We start from the raw sequence: 25,698 nt of genomic DNA, 5'->3' as shown, positions 1-25,698 counted from the left end.
TGCCCAAATTGTAGGAAAGTCGTTAAAAACTTTGGACGGGCTAGAAGCCCATCCCACAACTCATTAAACTTGAATTGCATTCAATCGCTTTGAATTCCTCAAATTATCGTGGGGAGTAGGGGCCCTAGCGTCCCGCCCGCCCGAAAAATACAATTTAGATGCGGGACAGCTTAAGACTTCAACGCACCCTATAATTAATCTGGTGACAGACCTTTGGAAGCCAACCATTGTCGATCGAACAAACGCGACTGATACCGAGCCCCGCCATCACAGAGTACCGTCACAATCGTATGTCCAGGCCCCATTTGCTTCGCCAAAGCCACCGCCGCCCCCACATTAATCCCCACAGAACCGCCCATAAACAGCCCTTCTTTCCTCAGCAGTTGGTAAATCACCCGGACAGCTTCAGTATCGTGAATTTGGATGGCGTCGTCTACCGGGGCATTCTCCATATTTCCAGTGACGCGACTGGTGCCAATTCCCTCAGTAATCGAACTACCTTCAGTCTTAATTTCCCCAGTTTTGAAATAACTGTAAAGCCCGCTGCCCATCGGGTCTGCCAAGACAATTCTCACAGCAGGATTTTTTTCTTTCAAAAACATTCCTACCCCAGCAAAAGTGCCGCCTGTACCCGTTGCGGCTACCCAAGCATCAATTTTCCCATCAGTTTGTTCCCAAATTTCCGGGCCAGTTGTCTCGTAATGAGCTCGGCGATTGGCTAAATTGTCAAACTGATTTGCCCAGACAGCATTCTCCATTTCTGCCGCCAATCTTCCCGACAATTTGACATAATTGTTCGGGTCTTTGTAAGGAACAGCGGGAACAGTCCGAACTTCCGCGCCCAAGGTTCTTAAAGCATCGATTTTTTCTTGAGATTGGTTATCGGGAATCACAATCAAACATTTGTAACCTTTAGCGTTGCAAATGTGGGCCAAACCGATGCCAGTATTGCCCGCAGTGCCTTCAACAACGGTGCCGCCCGGTTTCAGCAAGCCTTTTTCTTCTGCATCTTTGATGATGTATAAAGCAGCCCTATCTTTAACGGAACCGCCGGGATTGAGAAACTCTGCTTTGCCGAGAATTTCGCAGCCAGTTTCATCGCTGAAGCTGTTTAAGCGAATTAGTGGTGTGTTGCCTATTGTGCCTACAAAGCCGTTTTTAATATCCATATTTTTTTGATTTTTGCATCCTATTATTAATTTTTACAAGAAGTTGATATTTATTGCTACCAGTTCTACCAAATCTTGCTCATATTAAGTACGAATCCCGGCAAAACGGGGTCGCCGCTAACTGTAGCCGGATTCTCCAAACATTCTTCGGGCAAACCGGGACGGTAAATATAAACTCTGCGATTTTTGCGGTCAATTAACCAGCCTAACTGCACTCCTGGTTCTCTCATATATTCTTGCATTTTTTCTTGCAATGGCTTGAGATTGTCAGAAGCCGACCTCAGTTCTACTACAAAATCCGGGCAAATAGGTGGGAATTTATCTTGCTGTTCTGGTGACAAAGTATTCCACCGTTCCAGTTTAATCCACGAGGCATCTGGAGACCTGTCACCCATTGAAAGCTTAAATCCCGTACTGGAGTCAAAACACATACCTGTTCCATCTTGGCGAGCCCAAATATACAACTCTCCAAAGACGCTACCGCTGCGATTTCCTGTTGTTCCACCAGTAGGGGGCATAATTAGCAATTCTCCCGATTTGTTGCGTTCAATGCGTAATTCACTATTGATTTGACAGAACTCGAAAAACTCGTCTTCTGTCATTTGCAATTTTGGCGGTATTCGCAACACAATTGTTGATGACAGCATTTTGCCTTTCCTCCAATCTAAAGTGTTTACACAAGATTGCACAATTTCTTTGTTTGTAGTTAGCACTTGAGTGCTCGAAAATCAGGATTAAGGACTCAATTCCTAACTATAAGCTGGTGTGGGATCAATTCCGGTTGTATCGGAATGATTAAACCACAGAGGGCACAGAGAACACAGAGAAAGAGAAGAGAGAGATGCATAATTCCGATGTCAACGGATTTGATATTACGTGCGAATTATAGAGGTAAGGTGCTCCGTGGGCACCTTACATAATTAGGTTCTGCGTCCAGGAATGTTAAACCTATTTATTCGGCTGAGGAGTCATCCGCAAATAAGGCTTAATCGGCGTATAACCTTTAGGAAATTTCTCTGCCAACTCTTTCGGGTCGGTAATCGAAGGTACGATGACGCAATCGTCGCCGTCTTTCCAATCAACCGGAGTCGCGACGCTGTATTTGTCGGTAAGTTGCAAGGAATCAATTACTCGCAAAATTTCATTAAAATTCCGACCAGTGCTCGCGGGATAAGTAATGCTCAAACGCAATTTCTTTTCCGGGTCAATAACAAAAACTGTGCGGATTGTTAAGTTGTTTAGCGAGTTGGGATGGATCATGTCGTAAATGTCGGAAACTTTACGATCGCCATCTGCTAAAATCGGATAATTGAGGGTGACGTTTTGAGTTTCCTCAATATCTTTAATCCAGCCCATGTGAGAATCCACATCATCGACGCTGAGGGCAATGGTTTTGACTCCCCGCTTTTCAAATTCCGACTTGAGACGGGCCACTGCACCGAGTTCTGTGGTGCACACTGGAGTATAGTCTTTCGGGTGGGAAAACAACACGACCCAGCTATCCCCAGCCCAGTCGTAGAAATTGATTTCGCCTTCAGACGAAGCTTGGGTAAAGTTGGGAACTGTATCGCCTAATCGCAGAGTCATAACTGATTTCCTCTAATTTTATTTAAGGACTGTTCCTTATCATGCCATAATTCCCCGGTTTCTCGATCGAGCTGTAAAGGATTCTAAACTTTTTGGTCGATCGATCGGCAATTCCACTACTGTAATGTATGTGTGGCTTATACCGCTAAATTTGATTGCTATGCTTTACTTTTTGCTCAAGGCAATACAGCCTGTTTTAGTCCCGCTGTGTTTTGTCTCCGCCTGGGGTTTAGTTTTTTTGATATTTTCGAGTATCGGGCGTACTGTCGCCGACTCCCTGCGCCGAGCTCAGCGGATGCACCAAATCCCTTGTGCTAACTGCGTATTTTTCACCGGCGATTACCACCTCAAGTGTCCCGTTCAGCCTACCATAGCTTTATCTGAAGATGCGATCGACTGTCCTGATTATCGAGGGCATTCGGGAATTTACGGTTGAAAAATCCGGCCGCCACTTTACATATTTCTTAACATCTCTGGCTCTTTCAATTAAACTTAAGTTGTGGTAAAGAGATTTTCAGGAGTGTCGAAAGAATGCTAATTCAAAAGCTAAATGCCTGCGACGAGTTTATTGCTGGCGACGGTACTCAACTGCGAGAATTGCTGCATCCAGACAAACAAGCTGTGGATTTGCGTTACAGTTTAGCCCACGCCACTTTGCCACCGGGACAAACTTCTGCGCTGCACTCCCTGACAACTTCTGAAGTTTACTACATTCTCAGTGGCGTTGGAGAAATGCACATCGACGAGGAAAATCAATTCGTGGAAGCCGGAGATGCAGTTTACATTCCGCCAAACGCCAAGCAGTTTATTTACAACTGTGGCACAAAGCCGCTAATATTTATTTGTATCGTCGATCCCGCGTGGCGAAAGGAAGACGAGACAATTTTCGAGTAATTTTCTAGTTTTTCTCCTGGTCTGCTCGTTACCAGGTTCTGCCCGGTAACGCATATCTAGAGGCTCTGCCTTGACTGAAAAAAACATCACAAACCAAAAATCTATTTTAACAACAACAGCACCCAGCCATATGTACCGAGTGATTTCCTCTTTTTTCAACTTCGATGTGGAGTTGCAATAATCCTCGGATTCAGTTGCATTGCTCCCCTCTCATTAGTTGAGGAAGTATCAGCTTTGTTGGTGGGTGCTGCTATTGGTTTTTAATGAGACAGATGTGAGATTAAACAGCGTTTTTACTCCTTAGATTCTATTGTGAACTTCGCTGTGCTATCTAGATGTGGTATCTGTCAGAGAAGCTTTTTGTTCGCTTCATATTATTAATTTAGCACCTTATTCTAGAAGCGCAAGTACCTGCAACTAAACTTTACATTTTTAGAAGTAACGGCGGAAAATGATGAAGTTAAATTAAGCATTGAGCTTTCTAGCTGCTCAGGTAAAATAGTAGAGTTCGGCTGTGCTTGCGGCTGCGAGAAACGGCATAATATTTGTATGAAAACAACCAAACTCATCAAACTGTGCGCCTTGTCGCTGAGTATCTTTCTGCTGTGCAGCAGTGCAGTGACAGCCCAAACGACGGCGAACCCTCAACCTGGGCAGACTTACACTAACCAAGAGATTCTGCAACAGTTGGTGAAGGCAAAAGTCGTGTATCTGGGAGAAACCCACGATAGTGCGGAAGACCACCAAGCTCAACTGAAGATTATCCGAGAAATGCAGCGGCAAAATCGGAAAATTGCGATCGCGATGGAAATGTTTCAGCGTCCCTTTCAAAGTGCGATCGACAACTACTTAGCAGGTAAACTGACTGAACAGCAATTAGTCGAGCAAACAGAGTACGATCGCAGATGGCGCTTTCCCTGGGAATCTTACGCCCCCATTTTGCGGTTTGCCAAAGAAAATCAACTACCTGTCCTCGCCTTAAATACACCATCCGAAGTAACGAGAAAAGTTGCCACTCAAGGTTTAGAAAGCCTCACAGCGGAGGAAAAAAAGCACATTCCGCCAATATCGGAAATTCGCACCGACAACGCGGAATATCGGCAACTGCTGCTAGAAGTTTACCAGCAACACCAAAAGGCAGGACAGGGAAATAGTACGGCTTTTGAAAGATTCTTGCAAGCTCAAGTTTTGTGGGATGAAACTATGGCGGAAAAAATAGCCCAATTTGTCAAAGCAAACCCCGACTATCAAGTTGTGGTGTTGGCGGGGAAAGGACACATTATTTACGGTTACGGCATTCCCAGTCGCGTCGAAAGGCGTTTGGGTGTCGGGAATGTAAAAATGCGATCGGTTTTACTCAATTCCAATGACAATCCTGTTTTGTCGGCAGATAGACCCATTGCTGACTTTGTTTGGAATCACTCGGAATAGTACAATTATACGCGGAAGCAATAATTAGGAAAAAATCCATGACAAACAGACCAAAAATTCTCGCATTTGCCGGAAGTACCCGCGAAGGATCATATAACAAACTGCTGGTAAAAGTTGCGGCGGCTGGGGCTACTGCGGCGGGTGCAGAAGTTACTTATGTAGATTTGCGCGATTTGCCGCTGCCGCTATTTGACGAAGATTTGGAAGCAAAAGAGGGAATGCCAGAAAATGCCCGTAAATTGAAGGAATTAATGGTAGCGCATGACGGCTTTTTGATAGCTTCCCCTGAGTATAACAGTTCAATTACGCCTGTGTTGAAAAATGCGATCGATTGGGTATCGCGCCCAGCACCGGGTGAACCGGGATTGGTGGCATTTACTGGCAAAGTAGCGGTAATTATGAGTGCTTCTCCAGGCGGAATGGGCGGTTTGCGGGGATTGGTTCATTTGCGATCGATCCTGGGGAATATTAACGTATTGGTACTCCCGGATCAGAAAGCAGTTCCCCAAGCTTTTGAAGCATTTAATGCTGACGGTACGATGAAAGATCCCAAACAGCAGGACGCTGTTGAGAATCTAGGTGCTAAGTTGTCTAATGTGCTGTCGAAATTAATCGCCTGAAGCAATAAATTCATTTTGCAGTAGGGACACAGCAATGTTGTGTCCCTATCCTAGTATCTGTTATTTTGCTGGCTGCATCAAGTGCGATTCATAGAATAAAAGCCTTGAAACGGCATTGTTAAAATGCCCAAAATCCGACTAATTTCATTAACAAAAAAGTCTCGCTTGTCAATGAAAATTGTGCTGTTACTCAATTTAAGAAACTTCCAATCAGTACCCGTAGTAACAGCCCCATAAATGCTTTCAATTTGCTCTCCGCTGCGCTGATTAAATAATTGGGCGGCTACCATTTCTGCAATACACTGGCCTAAACCGGATTTAATACTTTCATTCTTAGCCTCTGTGAGAGTAATTACGGGGGCGCGAATTTCATAGGAATCCTTCGATGCAGTGAGAATATAATCGCAATACCCGTTTAAGCCCGCTTCTAGATCTACATTGAATTCTGAACCAGAGAAAAAACCAACTTGAAAATTAAATTGCCGCCTGACTTCCAATAATATTGGAGCAATAATTAATTCAGCGCGAGCCTTTTCTGTATTAATTGCAGTAGCTAAAGACAGGTTTTCAGTTAAAGTAGTTTGCAAATAGGAACTTGGCTGTACCTCTGGGATATCACTAAACAAATCTAAAGGTTCTTCTACGGTTAAATTAAAAGATTCTCTAACTTTCGCTAAAGTTGTAAAGTCGCTGTATGCCACAGGTTAACCTCCTTGCTCGATTTGGGCGATCGCATTCTCAAATTGCTACAATTATAATTGATTGCCTGTTATACTCAACCCCAAATTAACATGACATTCACCGGAGATCCCGACTCAGCACCTGCTTTACCGACAGCAGCAGAAGCAGCGGTTGCCAAAACCAGCAGCCGCGCTTTAGAATCGCACTTGCAAAATCATCCGTCTGGCGAATCCCTCAAATTGATATTAAACGAAAAAGAGGGAAAGACAATTGACATACCTGCCGCAGCATTGCCACTGCTATTAGCGATTTTGCAACAGACAAGCAGCGGCAATACTGTCAAGCTGATTCCAATTACTGAGGAACTCGATATCTGGCAGGTTGAGGCCATACTGAATGTCTCCCGCGAGTATGTGTGGCAGTTACTAGATTCTGGCGAAATTCCTTACAAAATGGTAAGTACCTGTCGCCGGATACGTTATGAAGATGTAATGAAATATAAAAAGCAGGATTATGACAAAAGAAGTAAAATACTTGACGAACTTGTCGCAGAATCAGAAGCACTCGGTTTGTACGACTAACTCATGGAAATTGTAAAAGTTGTCTGCGATGCTAATGTTTTGTATTCAGCCGCACTCCGCGATTTTTTGATGGAATTAGCAGTTGGTGATGTGTTTGAGCCGAGGTGGACAGAAGAGATTCACGGCGAGTGGATGAGAAACGTGCTTCAGAACAATCCAAATCTCACATTAGAACAGCTTGCCAGAACCAAAAATCTGATGAATGCAAGCATTAAAAATTGTGTGGTGACTGGCTACGAGCCAATTATACCAGAGTTGGAACTTCCAGATCCGGGCGATCGGCACGTTCTAGCAGCAGCAATTCATTCTCGCGCGGATTTTATCGTTACTTTCAATCTCAGGGATTTTCCTACTGAGAATCTCAAACAATATAACATTGAACCGCTGCACCCAGATGACTTTATCCTGCGCTTTCTCAACTTAAAGTTTGAAGGTGTATGCAAAGCAGCCGAGAAACAAAGAATCAGGCTCAAAAATCCGCCAAAAACGCCTGACGAGTATTTGGGAACGCTGGTAGAATTGGGACTGCCGCTGTCAGCAAATCGGATGCGAGAATTGTGCTATGGAGATTAGTGCGATCGCCAACCGCAGACTTTTCCGAGTTTCTTCCCAGGTTTATTCTTGTATCTTCTCACAGGCTAACTCTTCGGCATAGCCAAGATACCACTCATCTACTTTTTCCCACACCGCAGTAAATATATTTACCCTTGTGCCTCTACTTGAAAACGGGTATAATTTTATTTCCTAGAGATAATAGCTCGTGGAAACATTACCACAAATTATACCAAGACTGCATCACCCGATCGACGTAAAACAAAACCACCCGATCGCAGATTGGCAGAAATAGACAACAGTAGGCATACTTGAACCATCGGTCATCGGTCGGTATATTTCTTCCAAACAGCACGGCAGGCGTGGGAGACTCCTCCGTTACGCCTGCCTTGCAGTTTTATTTGATAATTGAGCGATTTGTGCGATCGCCAATGATACCAGTTCGCAAAAAGAATGAAACTGTAGATTATATTCAAACCCTTTGGGAATTAGTAATTCCTTAATCGAAAATCTAAAATCGAAAATCTCAAATAGTATCACCCCATTTTTTTCTTCTTCCAAGCCTCCACAAACGGCAAAAACACCGACACCAACTCCTGCCGATTCATCACCAAAGTCGGATAAGAAATCCTGCCGTAACTCTTCCCCACTTCCAGCGGAAAAATAGCCGGGGATTCCAGCGGCAACCAAACCGCACCAGCAGCCTTCACAATTACCCAACTCCCCGCAATATCCCAAATTTTGGGAGTCGCTTCCACCCCTCCCATAGCCACACCCGAAGCCACAGTCAAAAAATTGTAACTAGCCATGCCCAACATCCGAACTTTACTCGGAAGATGAGGCCCGATTCCCACACTCCGCGAACACAAATTAAAAAAATGATTGCCGCTCATTTTATCAGCAGTCGGCCGAATTTGCTGCCCGTTTAAAAAAGCACCTTGAGGCATATTGTCAAACACGCCGCCCGCAAAATCAGGTGCATAAAAACCGTGAAAAGACTGATTAATTGGCGGCAAATGCACGCAGCCAAAAACCGGGGTTCCGCGATACAACAAACCCAAAGAAATACCCCAAATCGGAATTCCCCTAGCAAAATTAGTCGTAGCATCCAAAGGATCGACAACCCAACACCATTCAGTATCTGGGAAAACGTGTTCGCCCTCCTCACTTAAAATCCCGTGACTGGGAAAAGTAGATGCGATCGCACTTCTAATTTCCGCATCAGCCCAATTATCCGATTTCGTCACCAAACTCCCGTCATCCTTCTCATCCGCTTGCGCGGAACCGAAATCTTGCAACAACTGCTGTCCGACTTTCTCGACAGTAACCCGTGCAAAACTTAAAATAGAATCCCAAAAATTAGTCATTAGTTATTAGTTATTGGTTATTGGTTATTGATTATTGGAACTAACAACTGCCACAGCCCAACTGACAACTGACACCTGCTTTCCTGACAACACATCAGTCTAATTCATTTTCAAGAATAGTGGCGATCGCACTTTTAGCATTATCCTGAAACTCCCGAACATCCACCCTACCCAACAGCCAAACAGCCAGAATCATACCCACCGCCGGCACAGCAAAAACCAACCCGTAAGCCAACATCGGCACCCCAAACAAACTTCTGCCCAAATCCAAAATAGCACCGCCACTAATCGTCGCCACACCCCGCGCCATCGCCTGCGACAAACCCCAAGCACCAATAAAAGTCCCAGCAGTTTCTGCAGCCGTCAAATCCAACATCAAACTCAGCGCACCCGTCGTAGTAATACCCGAAGCTAAACCAAACAACATTAAAGCAGACTTAAACACAATTGGATTACCTGTGAATCCCGATAAAATAATTAAACCAAAGCAAGCAGCAACCGACAAACAGCCCAACCTAATCGTATTTTCCTTGCCAATGCGCGGCACAATTAAAAAACCAGTTGCACTCAAACCGATCAGAGTACCAGTACCATAAATAGCATTCAACTGCGTAGTTTCCGAAATCGACATCTTAAAAATTTCCCCGCCGTAAGGTTCCAAAACCGCATCCTGCATAAACAAGCAAATTGTCATAATCAGCAGGAAAGTAAAAAACAAACCGGTTTGGCGGCTAGCAGTCAAAATCCGCAGCGCACTTCCCAGAGTAATTTTATCTTCTCGATTCACTGCAGACGATCGCATCTTGTACCGCGAATACTTTTTCTCAACGCCAAAAGTCGCAATCCCCACCAACAGCAAAACCAGCGCCGGCACCTTCACAAACAAACCATTAATCGAAGCCTGTAACACTTCCCGTGGCACATCCCCATCAATTTGCTTCAGCAAACCGCTGCTAACAATCGCCCCGATAATAATACCAACCATCAGCATCGACCACACCACACCCACCAACTTCGATCGATCCTCCTCATCGGAAACATCCACCAACAAAGCAGCAAAAGGAGTCGAACTCGAACAAATAGCAATACCGTAAAGCGCAAAAATCAAACCCAACAAACCCACCCAACCGTAAGTAGGAGTCGTCCACCCCACAGCCTCCAAACTGCTGCCCAAGCGCCACATCACCTGTACCGCCAAAAAAGCAGAAATCACAAACAAAACCCCGCCCATCCACACATAACCCGTGCGGTGATGGCCAAACAAAGGCCTAGCATCAGACATTTGCCCGAACCACACCCTAGCCGGGGCGACAAACTGGTGCATAGCCAGCGTACCCGCCACCACAGTAGCCGGAATCGCCAACTCCTTAATCATGACGCGATTGAGTACCCCCAGGGTCAAAATCGACATCATGCCCAATCCCATCTGAAACAAACCCAACCGGAACATAGTCAGCAGGGTAACTCTCTTGATAGCAGGAGTCGCGGAATCTGTTAATCTTGAATCTGGTAAACGGTCGATCGACATAACTACTCAAATAAACACATCATTTGCACTTATAGTAACTGAGATATCGCCACCAGCCGCCATTCCTCCCCCGGCTAGAAGCTCGATCGGGATTATTCGTATAAATTCATATAAAAATAAAGAGAATCAATAACTGTGGATTTACCAACCGTGACAACCATTACCCTAGGACAAAACGGCCCCGCCGTCATTCCCCTGTGCGTCGGAACTTGGGCTTGGGGCGACAAACTATTTTGGAACTACGGCAGCAACTACGGCGCCGCCGAAGTCGAAGCAGCATTCAAAACATCCCTTGACAACGGAGTCAACTTTTTTGACACAGCCGAAGTCTACGGTAACGGCTTGTCAGAAGAATTGCTGGGGCAGTTTATCAAAAAAACCAGCCAACCCGTGCAAATAGCCACCAAATTCGGCCCCGTACCTTGGCGGATTACAGGAAAATCAGTTTCCGACGCTTTGAGTGCCAGCTTAAAACGCTTGCAAGTAGAACAAATAGCCCTCTACCAAGTGCACTGGCCATTCACTTTTTTACTCAGTCAAGAAACCCTAATGAACGCCTTAGCTGATGAAGTAAAACAAGGCAGAATTCAAGCAGTAGGAGTCAGCAACTATTCAGTAGAACAGATGCGCCAAGCCCATAAAATCCTAGCAGCCAGAGGCGTTCCCCTAGCAACAAATCAAGTCCGTTACTCCTTGCTGTCGCGGCAAGTAGAAAAACAAGGAATTGTGAGTGCTGCCCGCGAATTGGGAGTTACAATTTTAGCATACAGCCCATTAGCCCAAGGATTGCTCACCGGCAAATACACAGCCCAAGAACCACCTACAGGAGCCCGCAAAATGGACTCCCGCTTCAGCAAAAGCGGCATCGAAAAAATTGAATTAGTCATGTCTACCCTGCGGAAAATGGGCCGAAAGCGCGATCGAACGCCCGCCCAAGTTGCCCTAAACTGGTTGATATGCCAAAACGGAGTCATCCCCATTCCCGGCGCCAAAACCGCCAAACAAGCCCAAGAAAATGCAGGCGCTTTAGGCTGGAATTTGAGCCAAGAAGAAGTCAATCAATTAGAATTAATGACACGTCCCTGGCGAGAATAAATTTGTTTGTTAATTGTTGACTGTTGACTGTTGACTGTTCGCCGTAGGTTGGGTTTTACTTCGGTCTACCCAACCTACAGTTCACTTTCTTCTCCCCTCTTCCTTCTTCCTTCTTCCTGACATCCGTTACATCCGTTACAAAATCCGTTGCCGAACTTCGTCTTACTATGAAAATCTTAACTGACTGGGGTTTCACGCGCGAAGGCTGGCGCAATAACAGCCGCGGCGAATATTTAGTTTTGCTTCAAGGAGGATTGCTCACAGGATTTGTAATCTTACCAGTTTATCAACTGCCAGGATTAAAAATTCAATCAACCCACTTACTTTATATTATCTGGTTTGTGGCCAGTATTCTAGGCTTAACCGGATTAATTTTCATCATCAAAGGATTGATAGACTTAGGAAAAAACCTCACACCCTTACCGTATCCCAGAGAAGACGGAGAATTAATCCAAACAGGCATTTACGGGATAGTGCGGCATCCATTATACAGCGGCTTAATTTTAGCAGCCCTCGGCTGGACACTTTTTCAAATGAGCATATCCCACTTAATAGCCAGCGCACTATTAATAATACTTTTCGAGATCAAAGCCAACCGAGAAGAAACCTGGTTAACCAAAAAATATCCAGACTATTCAGAGTACCGCCAGCGAGTAAAAAAACTAATTCCCGGAATCTATTAACAGTTCGATCTAAAAACCTCGCTGTCAACAGTCAACTATCTAAAGACCATTACCAATTAGAATAAACGGTGCCCAGTAGTATGGATGATGCAAACGACTGGCCACTGACCGTTTCAAACCGCTGCGAGTTTGAGCTAAAATTGATAAATTGGCCGATCGACCCAACACCGAATCATCACCTGTAATTAACGCAATTTGCGCTTTTTGCAAAGCTTCTGCCTTTTTATTTCCCGACAGCAACGCCGTATAAAAAGCAACCATCAAAGCTTGAGTGCCGCCATCATCTACTATCCATAAAGAAGCGAGCGCAGCTTTTGCCCCTGTTTCCTGTATCTGGTAGCCAAAACCTAAAATTTCTTCTCCATTACCTAGTTTACCACCTATCCCCGTCTGGCAAGCACTCAATACTACCAAGTCTACATTTAGTAGGTTTAAAGTTTGAATATCGGGCAGGGTAATTAGACCCCCATCACCTAGCAAAATAAACGAATCTTCCGGTTGTCCGGTAACAAACATAGCATGAGTTGCCAAATGAATAATGTTATAATCTGGCAAACGCGGAATCATTGTGGCACGATTGAATTCCCGATCTATTAATTTTGTAGTTCCTGGCATCATCGCAGCTAAATTTTCCACTTCTAGCCCCGCAAATGGCAAACCCGAAAAACCAAATCGAGTAGACCCCCGTTTAAAATTATGACGACCCGTAGCAAAAGCACCCGCTAAAATGCGAGGTTTAGCAGCAGTTTCTACATTGAATTTTGTCAGGCTCATAGCAGTAATATTATTAATGACAAACCGCTGCCCCAACCATTGTTTGCCGTCGTATAAAGCTGCTAGGGGAATGTAGCGTAACTGTCCGTCAGGAGCATAAATAATGCTTTTAGCTTGTGCTTCAGTCAGATCGTCTTCTAGGGGTTTAATTAACCAATTATAAAGTTTATTGGCTGGGATTGTGGCATCGGAGTTGGGATCTTCCAAAGCCATGCGAAATTCCAGAATTGCTTGATTGAGTTCTTGTTTTTTAACTGCTACAGTACGTCGGAATGGGGGAGCATCAGCAGTTGTTATTACCAATTCTAAACGGTCTTCTAAAATTAAAGGCTGAATCAATACGGCTTTTTTTTCTAACCGCTGCAATACATCCGATCGTATGTTATTGAGTTGAGCTAGATTCACAGTTTGTACTCTAGGGCTGAGTTGTTGGAGAATGGCAACAATTTCAGGAGAATTAATAAATTCATTGAATGTGCCGCGCATTTCCTGCTGCATTTGCCTGAGATTGGCAATTTCTTGTTGCTGCTGGGATGTGCGATTAGCTGGAGTAATTTTTTCTAATTCAGCCAGCTTTCTGCCTAGTTGAATTTCTCTATTTAAAATTTCATTGTGTCTGTTTCGGATTTGCTGTTCTTGAGGAGTTAAGGGAATACCTTGTGCTGTTTGTTCGTTTCCCCGAACGGAATGCAGGTAATCTTCTATTTCTTGAATTTTGAGTAAATCGAGGACTTGTTGTGCTTCTAAAACTCGGTCTTGTTGCAGTAATAAATCGGCGAGGCGGCGGTAGGTATCGGCGACAGTTGTTGTATAAGAAAGCTGTTGTTCGGGGGGGAGAGAGCGCAAATCGCTGCGAATTGATTCGGTGACATTAACGGATAATTTATAAAAGGCTATCGCTACTTCTGGTTGATTTTGTTTCGCCAATACTTCCCCTATGTTACTAAGAATGAGGCGTTCTGTTTGGCGATCGCCAATTTCTTTAATAATTGCTAACGCTTTCTGGTAAGAATCTAACGCTTGGTCAAATTGATTTAAATCCTTATAGACACTACCAATGCTATTAAAAGTGTTGCCAGTCCATGCCTTTTCTCCCACTTCTTGAAAAATTGATAATGCTTGTTTAAGCGCGTCTATTCCTTGAGAATATTGCTCCCGCCTGTAATAAATAGATCCAACTTTGCTAAGGGTACGCGCTATACTGGCATTTCCGCCGAGTTGTCTCCGAATAGCTAATGCTTGTTCATAAAATTCCAAAGCTTTGGAGTAATCTCCTAACTGTTCGTAAGCCCACCCAATATTGTGAAGACTGTATCCTTCTCCAGATTTGTCGTTAAGTTCTCTACGAATGACTAAAGCTTGCCGGTGTAACTCCAGTGCTTGGAGATTATCGCCCAAAGCAGTGTAAACTAGCCCTATATTATTTAGAGTCCTTCCCATATTTGCTAGATCGTTAAGTTCTCGGCTAATAGCTAGACTCTGCTCGTATAAATTAAGGGCTTGAGAGTATTGACTTAAATTATCGTAAACTAAGCCAATGCTATTAAAAATACTCCCAATACCAGCTCTGTCGTTAATTTCCTGACGAATTGCAAGGCTTTGTTGATAGAAATCTAATGCTTTATAAAACTCTCCTTTCCAGTAATAAACTTTTCCAATCTCATGAATAGTTTTACTCATACATTCCTGATTAATTAGTTCTTGACAAATAGTTAGAGATTGCTCTAATAACTGAATAGCTGACGAATATTGACCGAGATAAGCATGAACAAGTCCTAGAGCACGGGTGGTCTCTGCAATACCTTTGACATCGCCAATTTCTCGACGAATTACTAAAGCTTGTTGGTAGATTTCTAATGCTTCTTTATATTGGTTTTGACGAAGTTTTTCCCGACCTGTCTCGAATAGCAAATCTGCTTCTATTTGACGGTTTGAAACCGTTGAATTTTGTGTTACAAATGTGGTTGTTATCCTATTTGGATGATGTATATGCAATTCTCTTAATGGCAAGTTCAGCAAAAAGCTCAGACTTGCAGTTAAAAAACTGAGGTAGTTAAAGCTAAAAGACATGAGGCAAATATTATACAAATGAGTTATATCCTACGAATAATAGTCTCTTCGTAGTTTGCTAACCACAAAGAGACCAGAATTTATGTTGATTATTTCACTCTTAAAGTTCGACTGTTTTTTTCTGGCTCTGGCTAATTTAGCATTATTGTTGCCCTTTACCATTTTTCTTGCGAGGATCATTAGACCCTGACTGTCCATCACCCCCTGGCTCTCCATCACCCCCTGGCTGTCCATCACCCTTCTTGACAGTACGATCATCAGACCATACCTCCCGTCGAGCACCCTTATTGACAAAACGATCAGACCGTGGCTGTCCATCACCCTTTGCATTAACGGGAAATCGTGGCTGTCCATCACCTATGTAACTACCAAAATCAGTAGGTTTTAGTATCTCAGTATTCCAATTATTGGAAGCATACCAATCTAGTTGAGTTTCTAAAGGAGAGTTAATACTTTGCGCTATTTCCTCACTAATTTGAATACTGTTTCCTGTAAAAGTTGATAGAGCTTCTTCGTAAGAATCTACTGCTTGTCTCCTGTATATATTGCCAATATTGGTTAGAGTGTATGCGACTCCTGTCGAATCGCCTATTTCTTGATAAATAGCTAATGCAGCTTGGCAATACTGCAATGCAGTAGCATATTTTTTGGCTTCAAACTTATTGCGAGCTTTCTGTAGTAAGTTAAATGCGATTTGATTGGTAGATGTTTCCGAATTCATTTGCGTTTTTGCCTCTTACTTTACTATTTAAAATTTGCACTATATAAAACTGTTCTCCGGGAAAAATCAAAAGTTTCTCTAAATTAACTCCCCCATCCTCCGGCAAAGCGTTGCGGTTTTGCCAAACTTGCCTTGAGTTTGGCAATCTGCGTTTCAAGTTCCTTGACTCTTTGCGTATTTCCTAAAGCTTTGTGACTGTTTATGGCTTGCGTCAACCAGCGAAGTGCTTCTTGCTTTTCGCCGATCGCCCCGTACAACTCCCCCAAAGCCTCCTCTAACTGCGCTTGCTCCCCGATGTCTTTGGCTGCACTAGCTAATTTTTGTGCTTCTAGATAATGGTTTTCAGCCAGCAATGTCACCCCTTCTTGCCAGTATAAATCGCCTAGCTTGCGATAGGCAATAGCTTCTTGAAAACCCGTTGCTACCAATGCTTCCAATGTCTCGATCGCCTCAGATTTCAAATCCGAACCGATGTAAAAATAAGCACGTTGCAAAGCTTGGGTTTTCTCGGCAATTTTTTGACTGTTAATTAGCTCGATCGCCCCTTTCACCAGTTGCTTTTGGGTCGTTGGTAGCATTCGGAAGCTTCGATCGGGCAGTTTTTCCTCGTCAGATGTCCTGCCGTTCTCAGCTTTTACCACAAGTAAATACACAAATCCCGGTTCCAGTTGTGGTGTTCCCGGATACACTACCTCATTTCCATTAACATTTGTTTCCCAAATTGTGCGATCGCCCTTCACTAAACTCACAGTATAATTATTAACACCGGGAACTTTATTCCAACGCAACTTCGGGCGATCGTTCAGCAATAAAGTGCGTCGGGGACTGATAATATAAGGAATTAAGACATCAAGAGGCCCGCGAGGATCGGCAGTATAATCCTCACAGTCGATCGCTAGCATTTCCGATCGCTCGATACCTGAAACTTGAGGATGCAATCCATTAATTATCGGATCAACTCTTGACGCTGTGACGATCGGGATTAAAGGCGTCAGCCCAAAAATAGCAAAGTAAGTAAATGTTTTGCCTTTGAGATTGATTGGTGTCAGCTTGGATGGATGATTATTTTTCATGACCTAAATTATTTTTCATTGTTCGCGATAGCGAAGCGATCGCATAAACTTTGGAAATCTTCATTAGTCCTCTGAAGCGAGGACTTGTGCTTTGAGGCAGGGGTTTAAACCCCTGCCGGACTATCGGGGATACGCTATAACTTTAAATTTTGAAAATTTTTGCTGAATTCTTGCAGCACCCATCTCTGTTCTTCAGGCAATTCAGACGACAAATTATTATAGCATTTTTTCCAATTAAATCTAGATTTTTGTTGATTTCCTTGACGTTCTAAAAGAACCGCTTGCAAACAGTAAGCAACAGAACGATCGCTAGAAATATTAATCGCTTTCGTCAGGTTATTGTTAGCCTCTTCATATCGCCCTAACTCCAACTGCGCCCAACCTAAATTTTTGTGTATAGTGTACGTTGTCTTAATATCTGTGGCAAGTGGTAAAGCTTTTTCTAACAGCGGTAGAGCTTTCGCATATTGTTTATCTAAAATTTCCAGTCGCGCCAAATTATTTAAAGCTTTATTAACACCTGCATTGATAGCAATTTGATATGCAGCGCGAGCCTTGTCATACTCTTGTTTGTCTTCATAAATTACGCCTAAGTTATAGTTAACTCTTCCATCATTTTCTTGAAATAATAGAGCTATTTTATAATATAATTCCGCATTGTCTAAACGTTGATTTTTGTAATTGCTCAAACCTTCTTTGTTAAGATAAAATACTATCTGGGGTGAGAAAGTCCACAAACCGCCTAGCAAAAAAAAGCTAGCTAGAGCTAGTTTGCCTACCCAGTTAAAACGAATCCTATCAAAAATAGGATTCGTTTTACTGGGTTCGATGGATTGTTTAATTTCTGGCAATGGTTGCGCCACGCTTTCCAAGGGCGATCGCGCGTCTCCTCGTGCCAAAATCTGCAAGATTTCCTGGCAGTTTTGTGGTCGCTTGCCAAAAAAAGGAGCCATCATGCGGTCAATTAAATCTGCCAAATGTGGTAAAACTTGCGTTGCTTTATCTCGCCATATCAATTCACCATTGTCAGGATTTTTATGTAAATCGATCGGCACTTTTCCTGTCAGTAAATAAACAAAACTACGCCCCAAAGCAAAGAAATCCGATTGCGGTACTGCATGACCCTCTGCTTGTTCGCTTGGCGTATAGCCAGCAGAAATAATCGCAGTTGCCGTATAATTTTCTTTTTGTTGCCGCAAGTAAGTTTCTGTTACTTCTCGCACCGCACCAAAATCAACTAATACCAATTTCCCATCCGGCTTTAACATGATATTGGACGGTTTAATATCTCGGTGAAAATACTGCTGCTGGTGCAGTAAATTGAGAATTTGTGTGAGTTGTGTCAACCAGTCGATCGCAGTTTCTGTATTTATTGGTTGATTCGCTCTTGCTAACATCCACTCTTGTAAATTTTGCCCCGGTATTTTCTCCATTACCAAACATGGTAACGGTTTGCTACTACCTTCAGGCCAATTAAAATATCCGTCTTTTTCTACACGAGGAATGCCGGGGTGTCTTTGGCTCATTAAGAACTTTGCTTCTCGCTGAAATAAAATGGTGGCTTTTTGCTTAATATCTGGGTTATTAAAGTTATCTAAATTCAAAACTTTTAATACTTTGATAATGCCACCATCGTCTACTTCAAAAATATCGCCAAAGCCACCGCCACCAATGCGATCGATAACTTGGTAGCGACCTTGCAGTAAAAACCCTGGATGAATTAAGTTACCTGGAATCATAGAACCTCTTGAGAAATCTCGTTTTTACCTGATTCTAGATCCCCCTAAATCCCCCTTAAGAAGGGGGACTTTGAGAAGACTTCCCCCTAAAAAAGGGGGACTTTGAGTACATCCGGTCCCCCCCTTCTTAAGGGGGGTTAGGGGGGATCTAAGTCTAATACTCAAACAGCATTCTTTAACCCTAGATTTTTTTCCCAAATGATTTAGGCTCGCTATATTTCAGTTTGTCCTAGCAGTTTGAGAAGATTTTTCTCTGCATATTGAAGCTTTGGGGAAGGACACTCGCGCACTTTTGACAAAAGTTCTTTTAGCTGCATTTGATAATTATTTATTCGAGTTAAATCTAAGCGTTCTCGAACTTTGGTTAAGATCGGGTGTAGCTGAGTAATTTTAGTGTCCTTGAGTTCGGGCGATCGCTCGAAAGCATGACTTCCGATTAAACCTAGCTTGTCGGTGGATTGCGCTTCCATTGCTTCGAGAATATTTTGGCATATTTGTTCGATCGAATTATGGGTGAGATATTTCATCATCACGGGTTCGAGAGTGAATTTTGCTTCAGCACTAGAGGGAGAAAGCTCTTTTTCGATTAACGAACGCCTTACCAAGGATTCTAATACTGTTAGTAATTCTGAACTAGAAACGCCTGCTGATAATTTTGCTTTCAGTTGGTTCCAGGAAATCGGCTGCTGTTCGATCGCCAGCCAGTACATGACAGCTTTTCCTAAATCCGATAACCGCTGAAAATGTTCGTTAAGTAGATTGGCAAAAATATCGCCAATAACTAAGGAGCTTTGACCCATAAATTGACTAATATTGCCATTAAACAACTCTTGAATTGTGGTAGCAGTAATTTTCAGTGCAGCCGGATGACCTCGGTATACTTGTATTAGTTCGTCTAAGCCGTTTTCTGAGTCAGAAAAACCAATGGATGCCAACAGCATTTTTGCATCTGTTTGTTTTAAGCCTTTAACTTGTAATGTACGCACAGGTAAGGTTTCGCCTGCTAAAGATGCAACCTCTACAGGCTTTTCTCGCGATAAAAGTAGCAAGCAGCTTTGATGCCTTTCTTCTGAGATTCGTCGCAGTAGTTGACCGTACCCTTCATAACCATCTCCGTAATACCCAGCGATATCTCCACTTTGCAAAATCATTTCCCAATCATCTAGGATCAGCAAACAACGGCGATCGCGCAAACTTTTGATTAGGGAAGAAATTTGCTCGCCTATAGTAGTTGGCAGTTGCGTTTCTGGGGAACTGCTGGCAAATGAGTTCAACTCAGTCAAGATTGTCAGCAAGGGAGGTGCATGACGGAGACTGCGCCAAATTAGATATTCAAATTCACCCTGAATTTGTTCTCCCACTTTAGCAGTCAAAGCCGTTTTACCAATACCTCCCATACCCAACAGCGCCACCAAGCGACAGCGATCGCGGAGTACCCATTGACTGAGGGTATTTAATTCTGCGACGCGGCCGAAAAAATTTGAGACATCCGGCGCTTCACCCCAATCTTGGCGTAAGGGAGTGCTTGTAACTCCTGAAACATCGCCAAAATCCTCGATGTTGACCAATTGTTCCGCTATTTCTGGTGCAATTGGCTGTGCGGCTATCTCTGACTGCAAGTGCGATCGCCTTTCCAATGCCGATCGAAAGTTTCTTTTACTGACTCTTTCCCCTAAAGCTTCCGAAAGCAGATTCCATAACTTGGGGCCAACATCTTGCATCAGGTATTCGGCAGCATATCCGTAAGCCTCTGCAATCTTATGATACTCCTGCCCTTGCCAAGCTCCCCTCAGAATTATTACTTCTATATCTTTTAAGTGTCTGTTTGTTTTGGCAAATACGGCGGTATCTGCGAGTTTCAGCGCTTCTTCAAAATTCATAAGGTTAAAAATTTTTCATTGGATCTTGAGTATAACCTGAAGTTTACTGAGGTTTACTTATTTAAACTGAGGTTGCCTCAGTTTTTTTGTTTTTGGATTGAATTTTAACAACTTAGGTTATCTATATCGACCTTACAATAACAACTCGCTACTGTATAAATATCAGCTCAAACAAACGAGCTGAAGCCAACTCAATCATTCAATCATTGTATCAGTGATTTTTTCGATTGATCGAGTGAATTTACGTAAGTTTACAAAAGCCTGTCACTTCTTCTCACCGGCAGGGCGATCGGGGTAGTTTATTCTTTGAATTAAGGCAAAGGAAAAGCTATTGGGACCATTCAAAACTGATAATTTCAGTCGTACAAAAGCTTGTCACTTTTTCTCACCGACAAGGCGATCGGGGTGATTTATTCTTTGAGTTAAGTCCGACCAAGAGTTGATCCGACTGTTGAAATTTAAACCACATTCAATCTTTTGACACTAAAGGAGAAATATGAAACCTTCTAACGAATGCTTTGAACTAATCAAAAATTGGGAAGGACTCCATAAAAAGCTTCCTGATGGACGGATTCAAGCATACCGAGACCCTGTTCGGATTTGGACAATTGGTTATGGCTCGATCGAGCATTTGGATCGCAACCGACCAATTTTAGAGGGTGATATTATCACCCGAGAAGCAGCAGAGCGGTGGTTGCAAATTGAGGTTGCCGAAAAAGCAGAAGATGTCGATCGCTTGTGCCAAGTTAAACTAAAACAATGTATGTTTGATGCCTTGGTTTCTTTCACTTATAACATCGGCATTGGCGCATTCGGCAAGTCAACTCTGTTGCGAGAATTAAACAAAGGCAATTATGAAGGCTCAGCAAGGGAATTCGATCGTTGGGTAAATGGTGAAGATAATGGCACAAGAAGACCATTACCAGGATTGATCAATCGTCGAAACGACGAAGAAGCTTTATTTCGGCGCGATGGTTTTTTAGGTCTAGATTCAGCAATAGGCTTTGTGACAAAGCCTGAAGATTTGGCTCAACCGCCGAAGGGAGCATTTCCCTATAAACCAGCTTCTGTACCATTGCCGTTCACTCGTACCCTTGAGAAAGGACATATTGGAGAAGATTGTTACATACTCAACTGCGCTCTTGCAGGACTAAAATTTCTTCGTTTAGGTTCTCAGCTTAACGAATTTACTGACATTACTGATAGCGCAGTCAAGCTGTTTCAAACTCGCGAAGCTCTTAGCCGAGTTGATGGTAAGGTAGGTCCAGAGACGAGGAGGGCTATAGAAAATGCTCTCAGGCGTGCGCGCGGAGAGCATTCTAACATTTCATCTGGAATAGATGGAGGTGTATACTGCCGTCTCACGCGCACTCGAAGAGATGCCTACGCAGGACTTGAATGGTGCAAACTCGACTTCGTAAATCCTCAAGGGGATGTAGTTGTTGATTCATTAGACGTTATTTCTGGTGTACCGGCTGCTCAGAGATTTTTAATGTGGAACGATCCTGAAAGTAAACCGGGCAATCTGGCCCCTATCCCACAAGATAATTACTACATCTCAGATATCGACTGGGCAGATGGCAAAGACAATTACAATGCTTCACACCCGATACCCGGGGACGGACTCGGAGCTGTATGGGTATCTCTTGTTAAACCGCAAGAGCGTCACGAAAGTTGTCGGCTCAAAGAGATTGGTTGTCGCGATGCATTCGGCTTTCATGCTGATTGGAACTGGATTCAAAGTCGTACAAGTCCGGGCAGTGCAGGATGTGCGTGTGTTACTACAATTGATGATTTGACAAAACTTGTGAAATTGCTCCGCAAGTACGATCCGCGCCTGTTAGTTGTGGACTGGGGACTGTAGATATTGTTGGTTAGGGTAGAGTTTCATCTATCCTAACTTTAATCACCAAATAACGGGAAATCAAGGTTGCAGGTGCGATCGCCCTTGACCCCATAACGACAATTGTATCAATAGTTAAATGTATGACACAAGAACTGGTTGAAGAAATGGAAAATCAAACCAATAGATGGCATCGATCTGCCGTAATATTGCACTCTATTTCTGTAATTTTAGGAGTAACTTCTGTACTCTCATCAATAATTGTCGCTACCTTTATCGACGAACTAGGAAGCTTCAGGACAAAAGTTTTTGCTGGACTAAGCGCAGCTTCAGTGGCTATCATTGAGACGACAGGCGTTGGACGAAAAGGTAATGGATTTCGTCAAGCCCAAAGACACTTAAAAGCCGAAACAATTAGATTTCGTGAAGGTGAAAGTTCTGTGAAGGTTTTAACCCAAGCTTTTATGGAAGCAGAAGTAATGATAGGAGATTTAGTAATCAAAATGCCATCTACATCCGATGCGGAACAGAATTGATACCAACAAGTAAAACTCAGCAGTTGAGCTATCACAGCAGCCTGCGTGCTTGTCAAATCTGATTTGCTCGATCTGCCGATCGCCCTTCGTAGCCCAAACTGCTAGCTATTAGAATAGCGATCGCACCTCACCCCTTCATTCCCTCACCCAATAACGGGAAATGAAGATTGCAGGTGCGATCGCTCTTTCTCCTGACTAATGCTAATGACTGATGACTACTGACTAATGACTGCTTTCGGAGTCAACTATCAACTATCAACTGTCAACTGTCAACTGTCAACTGACAACTGTCAACTGTCAACTGTCAACTGTCAACTGTCAACTGTCAACTGTCAACTGACTTTCATTCCTGCCGCGTACCATCAGGCATCACCGCCCCCTTTAAATTCGCCCCTGCCAAATTAGTATCCAACAGCAAAGCATTTCTCAGATTAGCACCCTTCAAATTAGCACTTTCCAGATTAGCCATCCACAGATTAGCCCCCTCCAAATTCGCCCCTTCCAAATCAGCGTTAACGAGAAAAATACCTTTCATAAAAGCACATCTTAAGTTAGCACTTATCAAATTACTCCCTCCCAAATAAGCATCCTCTAAAAACGCCTTTTCTAGATTGCTTACCTCCAAAATTGCCCCAGCCAAATTGCTGCTTATCAGGTAAACCCCAGCCAAATTGGCCTGTTTCAAGTTAGCATTTACCAAAGGCGCGCTCCACAAATTGGCATCTTTCAGGTTGACTTTTTCTAAATTGACGCCTTCCAGAAAAACTTCGCTCAAATTCCCCCCGGAAAGATTGCAACCTTGACATTCCCTCGCTGTCAGCAATTGCCGGACTTGATGCTTGACTGACGAACGGTTCGCTGCGAAAATTATTAAACCTGTAGTTGCTAAGGCAATAATACTAAAAGTTGCCAGCCCGATCGCACTTACAATCTTACTTTGCCCCGCGCCTCTAAACATCCGCTTGCAGCCCCTAAAAATATTTCGATAATTGTTCGTATTTATAACCTAGTTCCTTCCTTCCCGTGCCCCTATGAAAAAACAGTTAAAATTTAAATTACTCGCGATCGCCCTTATTGTAAGCTTAGCAATAATCGGTGTCGGGTGCGATCGCCTTTTCAAAAAACCCTTTCAACTTCCCGCCTCAGCCAAACAAGAACCCTGGCCAATTCAAACAGGCCTCCGAACCGCCATCCTCCGATCAAACATACCAACAGTCAACCGCGTAGTTTTAGTACCCGACGAAGCCACATTTTTAGCAGCCATCCAAAAATGGAATCTCAAAGGAAACTGGCCGATTCTCATCGAAGATAAAAAATATGCGCCCATGTTTTTGCAGCGCTTTCAACCCGAAGAAATAGTCCGTTTGCCAAGCATCAAACAGCAATTGCCCACCAATCAAAAACTCCAGCAATTAATGCTGAACGCCACAGCAGCAGCCTGGAATGCCACGGATACTCAAACCTTAAAAGCAAAATGGACGCAACTCGGCTGGGAACCCCCAGGAGTAGTAATCACATCAGAAAACGACCCCGCACGCTCAGCAGCAGTTGCCTTAGCAGCCGCTCACGGCCAACCTTTAGTATTTCTAGAAGGCAACTTCGGAAAACCCAATGATACCCTCAATAACACACAGTGGAAAAATCTGCAACTAGCCGTTACAAAAGCTGTCGAATCAACCGGATTTTTTTATTCTCAACTCGCAGACCCGATCGACACAATAACCATTGTACGCCAACAAGCAGTCAAATATCAATCTCCTGAAAAACCAGACGAACAACTAGCCGTTACCGATGGTTTGGGAAGGCACCCCAACGACCAACGCTGGGCTGCTGTCGGCTGGATTTACGGTTCCGAGGTACGATCGATCTATCAAGCCATGTGTGCCATATTTCTAGACAGCCAAACAGCCATGCTTTATGACAGTTACCCCAAGGAAGGAAATTGGGCAAAATATGAAATGGAGGAAGCAGCTAGCGAACTAAAAACCATAGGTTTAAATGTCGAATTAGTGCAGAAACCCGAATCGAGCCTAGAAAAGTGGCGGAGTTTAGCCTCAAAACCGTGGACATTTGACTTAATATTAATTAATTCCAAAGGCTATCCAAAATCATTCCAAGTGGGCAACGGCGACGCTTTAGTTGAAGACATACCAAAACTACAATTTCCCGCAGCAATCCACATGATCCACAGTTGGTCAGCAGCAGCGCCAGATGACACAAACACCGTTGCCGGAAGGTGGCTAGAGAATGGTGCTTACGCATATATTGGCAGCGTCAACGAACCTTTTTTATCGGCATTTATTCCACCTAAAATAATCGTCGATCGCCTAAAGCGAGGAGCACCCTTTTTAATCGCAGCACGTCAGCTCGAATCCCCACCCTGGAAAGTCGCCACCATCGGCGATCCGCTAATGTCGATCGCCAAACCCAGACCAAGAATCCCGCCCAATCAACAACCGATATGATAGTATGCGCGAGCGAGGATTTTAAAATTAGAGATTTGAGATTTGTGGTTTGAGATTTGTGGTTATCAGGGAAAATCTCCCATCGACAATTCTTTAATTTGAAAGTTGTTTTTTACTGAGTTATATGATATTGCTAGTTCACTGATGCGATCGGCATAGCCACCCACAAGGTAAATATAGTTGATTACCATTATAGCCAGAGTATATCTAAGTTTGAATGTAACTGAGCATACAATCACGCCAAATCCGTCGCTCCTCATAATCAGTCATTCCACCTCAGCGGCTAGCCCCAAAAAATTACCCGAAAATACGCCTTAATTAAGTTGTCAATTCCCCTAAAATCACTCAAAATGAAAATAAGAAATAAATTGTAATAATTATATAACTTCTCACCGAAGAATTAACCGCT

At 43.5% G+C, this 25,698-nt stretch carries 23 protein-coding genes; 11 read left to right on the top strand and 12 right to left on the bottom strand.

Features of this window, described 5'->3' with window-relative positions; translation table 11 throughout:
* Positions 1–194 precede the first annotated feature (194 nt).
* The 3 genes from QUA88_RS10020 to QUA88_RS10010 all read right to left on the bottom strand — a co-directional run bounded on the left by QUA88_RS10020 (position 195) and on the right by QUA88_RS10010 (position 2,756).
* Positions 195–1,169: a cysteine synthase A gene (locus QUA88_RS10020; protein WP_333055524.1), complete on the bottom strand. Its 975-nt coding sequence runs from the start codon at positions 1,167–1,169 to the stop codon at positions 195–197.
* A 65-nt stretch (positions 1,170–1,234) separates the two neighbouring features.
* Positions 1,235–1,816 carry a Uma2 family endonuclease gene (locus QUA88_RS10015; protein WP_333206102.1) on the bottom strand — a complete coding sequence of 194 codons (582 nt, stop codon included), beginning with the start codon at positions 1,814–1,816 and terminating at the stop codon, positions 1,235–1,237.
* 301 nt (positions 1,817–2,117) lie between these two features.
* Positions 2,118–2,756 carry a peroxiredoxin gene (locus tag QUA88_RS10010; protein WP_333055522.1) on the bottom strand — a complete coding sequence of 213 codons (639 nt, stop codon included), beginning with the start codon at positions 2,754–2,756 and terminating at the stop codon, positions 2,118–2,120.
* Positions 2,757–2,916: 160 nt separating this feature from the next.
* On the opposite strand from QUA88_RS10010, the gene QUA88_RS10005 reads away from it, so the two are divergent.
* The 4 genes from QUA88_RS10005 (at position 2,917) to QUA88_RS09990 (ending at position 5,701) form a co-directional block, all read left to right on the top strand.
* On the top strand, positions 2,917–3,192 hold the full coding sequence (locus QUA88_RS10005) for a hypothetical protein (RefSeq protein WP_333055589.1): 276 nt from the start codon (positions 2,917–2,919) through the stop codon (positions 3,190–3,192).
* 95 nt (positions 3,193–3,287) lie between these two features.
* Positions 3,288–3,650: a cupin domain-containing protein gene (locus QUA88_RS10000; RefSeq protein WP_333055521.1), complete on the top strand. Its 363-nt coding sequence runs from the start codon at positions 3,288–3,290 to the stop codon at positions 3,648–3,650.
* 549 nt (positions 3,651–4,199) lie between these two features.
* Positions 4,200–5,081 (top strand): ChaN family lipoprotein, encoded by an 882-nt coding sequence (locus tag QUA88_RS09995; RefSeq protein WP_333055520.1) that lies wholly within the window; start codon positions 4,200–4,202, stop codon positions 5,079–5,081.
* Between the two features lie 38 nt (positions 5,082–5,119).
* On the top strand, positions 5,120–5,701 hold the full coding sequence (locus tag QUA88_RS09990; RefSeq protein WP_333055519.1) for an NAD(P)H-dependent oxidoreductase: 582 nt from the start codon (positions 5,120–5,122) through the stop codon (positions 5,699–5,701).
* Positions 5,702–5,778: 77 nt separating this feature from the next.
* Here QUA88_RS09990 and QUA88_RS09985 read toward each other — a convergent pair whose 3' ends face one another.
* The gene (locus QUA88_RS09985) at positions 5,779–6,402 is read right to left on the bottom strand and encodes a hypothetical protein (protein ID WP_333231122.1); all 624 of its coding nucleotides are present in this window, start codon (positions 6,400–6,402) and stop codon (positions 5,779–5,781) included.
* 90 nt (positions 6,403–6,492) lie between these two features.
* Here QUA88_RS09985 and QUA88_RS09980 point away from each other — a divergent pair, with 90 nt between their 5' ends.
* Together QUA88_RS09980 and QUA88_RS09975 are read left to right on the top strand one after the other, a co-directional pair.
* Complete coding sequence (locus QUA88_RS09980; RefSeq protein WP_333055517.1) at positions 6,493–6,963, top strand: excisionase family DNA-binding protein; 471 nt, start codon at positions 6,493–6,495, stop codon at positions 6,961–6,963.
* Positions 6,964–6,966: 3 nt separating this feature from the next.
* On the top strand, positions 6,967–7,536 hold the full coding sequence (locus QUA88_RS09975) for a PIN domain-containing protein (RefSeq protein ID WP_333055516.1): 570 nt from the start codon (positions 6,967–6,969) through the stop codon (positions 7,534–7,536).
* A 515-nt stretch (positions 7,537–8,051) separates the two neighbouring features.
* Here QUA88_RS09975 and QUA88_RS09970 read toward each other — a convergent pair.
* Together QUA88_RS09970 and QUA88_RS09965 are read right to left on the bottom strand one after the other, a co-directional pair.
* Positions 8,052–8,882 (bottom strand): inositol monophosphatase family protein, encoded by an 831-nt coding sequence (locus tag QUA88_RS09970; protein WP_333271493.1) that lies wholly within the window; start codon positions 8,880–8,882, stop codon positions 8,052–8,054.
* A gap of 94 nt (positions 8,883–8,976) precedes the next feature.
* On the bottom strand, positions 8,977–10,410 hold the full coding sequence (locus QUA88_RS09965; protein ID WP_333271490.1) for a BCD family MFS transporter: 1,434 nt from the start codon (positions 10,408–10,410) through the stop codon (positions 8,977–8,979).
* Between the two features lie 150 nt (positions 10,411–10,560).
* Between QUA88_RS09965 and QUA88_RS09960 the strand changes: the two genes are divergently transcribed.
* Both QUA88_RS09960 and QUA88_RS09955 read left to right on the top strand, forming a co-directional pair.
* Complete coding sequence (locus QUA88_RS09960) at positions 10,561–11,505, top strand: aldo/keto reductase (protein ID WP_333231230.1); 945 nt, start codon at positions 10,561–10,563, stop codon at positions 11,503–11,505.
* A gap of 167 nt (positions 11,506–11,672) precedes the next feature.
* Entirely contained in the window at positions 11,673–12,188 is a 516-nt protein-coding gene (locus QUA88_RS09955; protein WP_333271487.1) for an isoprenylcysteine carboxylmethyltransferase family protein, read from the top strand.
* 39 nt (positions 12,189–12,227) lie between these two features.
* Here QUA88_RS09955 and QUA88_RS09950 read toward each other — a convergent pair whose 3' ends face one another.
* The 5 genes from QUA88_RS09950 to QUA88_RS09930 form a co-directional block, all read right to left on the bottom strand.
* Positions 12,228–14,873 (bottom strand): tetratricopeptide repeat protein, encoded by a 2,646-nt coding sequence (locus tag QUA88_RS09950; protein WP_333271484.1) that lies wholly within the window; start codon positions 14,871–14,873, stop codon positions 12,228–12,230.
* Between the two features lie 301 nt (positions 14,874–15,174).
* On the bottom strand, positions 15,175–15,753 hold the full coding sequence (locus QUA88_RS09945; RefSeq protein ID WP_333055510.1) for a tetratricopeptide repeat protein: 579 nt from the start codon (positions 15,751–15,753) through the stop codon (positions 15,175–15,177).
* Between the two features lie 83 nt (positions 15,754–15,836).
* Positions 15,837–16,826 (bottom strand): tetratricopeptide repeat protein, encoded by a 990-nt coding sequence (locus QUA88_RS09940; RefSeq protein ID WP_333055509.1) that lies wholly within the window; start codon positions 16,824–16,826, stop codon positions 15,837–15,839.
* 134 nt (positions 16,827–16,960) lie between these two features.
* Positions 16,961–18,565, bottom strand: a complete 1,605-nt coding sequence (locus QUA88_RS09935; protein ID WP_333055508.1) for a protein kinase domain-containing protein — start codon at positions 18,563–18,565, stop codon at positions 16,961–16,963.
* 212 nt (positions 18,566–18,777) lie between these two features.
* Positions 18,778–20,445 carry an NB-ARC domain-containing protein gene (locus tag QUA88_RS09930; protein ID WP_333231130.1) on the bottom strand — a complete coding sequence of 556 codons (1,668 nt, stop codon included), beginning with the start codon at positions 20,443–20,445 and terminating at the stop codon, positions 18,778–18,780.
* A gap of 496 nt (positions 20,446–20,941) precedes the next feature.
* On the opposite strand from QUA88_RS09930, the gene QUA88_RS09925 reads away from it, so the two are divergent.
* Together QUA88_RS09925 and QUA88_RS09920 are read left to right on the top strand one after the other, a co-directional pair.
* Positions 20,942–22,309 (top strand): glycoside hydrolase family protein, encoded by a 1,368-nt coding sequence (locus QUA88_RS09925; RefSeq protein WP_333231132.1) that lies wholly within the window; start codon positions 20,942–20,944, stop codon positions 22,307–22,309.
* 122 nt (positions 22,310–22,431) lie between these two features.
* The gene (locus QUA88_RS09920; protein WP_333231134.1) at positions 22,432–22,824 is read left to right on the top strand and encodes a hypothetical protein; all 393 of its coding nucleotides are present in this window, start codon (positions 22,432–22,434) and stop codon (positions 22,822–22,824) included.
* 343 nt (positions 22,825–23,167) lie between these two features.
* Here QUA88_RS09920 and QUA88_RS09915 read toward each other — a convergent pair whose 3' ends face one another.
* A complete protein-coding gene (locus QUA88_RS09915) occupies positions 23,168–23,782 on the bottom strand; it encodes a pentapeptide repeat-containing protein (protein ID WP_333055502.1) in 615 nt (204 codons plus the stop codon).
* 73 nt (positions 23,783–23,855) lie between these two features.
* On the opposite strand from QUA88_RS09915, the gene QUA88_RS09910 reads away from it, so the two are divergent.
* Positions 23,856–25,289, top strand: a complete 1,434-nt coding sequence (locus tag QUA88_RS09910) for a hypothetical protein (RefSeq protein ID WP_333271479.1) — start codon at positions 23,856–23,858, stop codon at positions 25,287–25,289.
* The last annotated feature ends 409 nt before the right edge of the window (positions 25,290–25,698 follow it).

Origin of the sequence: Microcoleus sp. D3_18_C2, from assembly GCF_036702395.1 — a bacterium.
In the GTDB taxonomy this organism is placed as follows: domain Bacteria; phylum Cyanobacteriota; class Cyanobacteriia; order Cyanobacteriales; family Microcoleaceae; genus Microcoleus.
This window is presented reverse-complemented; position numbering and strand designations above follow the sequence as displayed.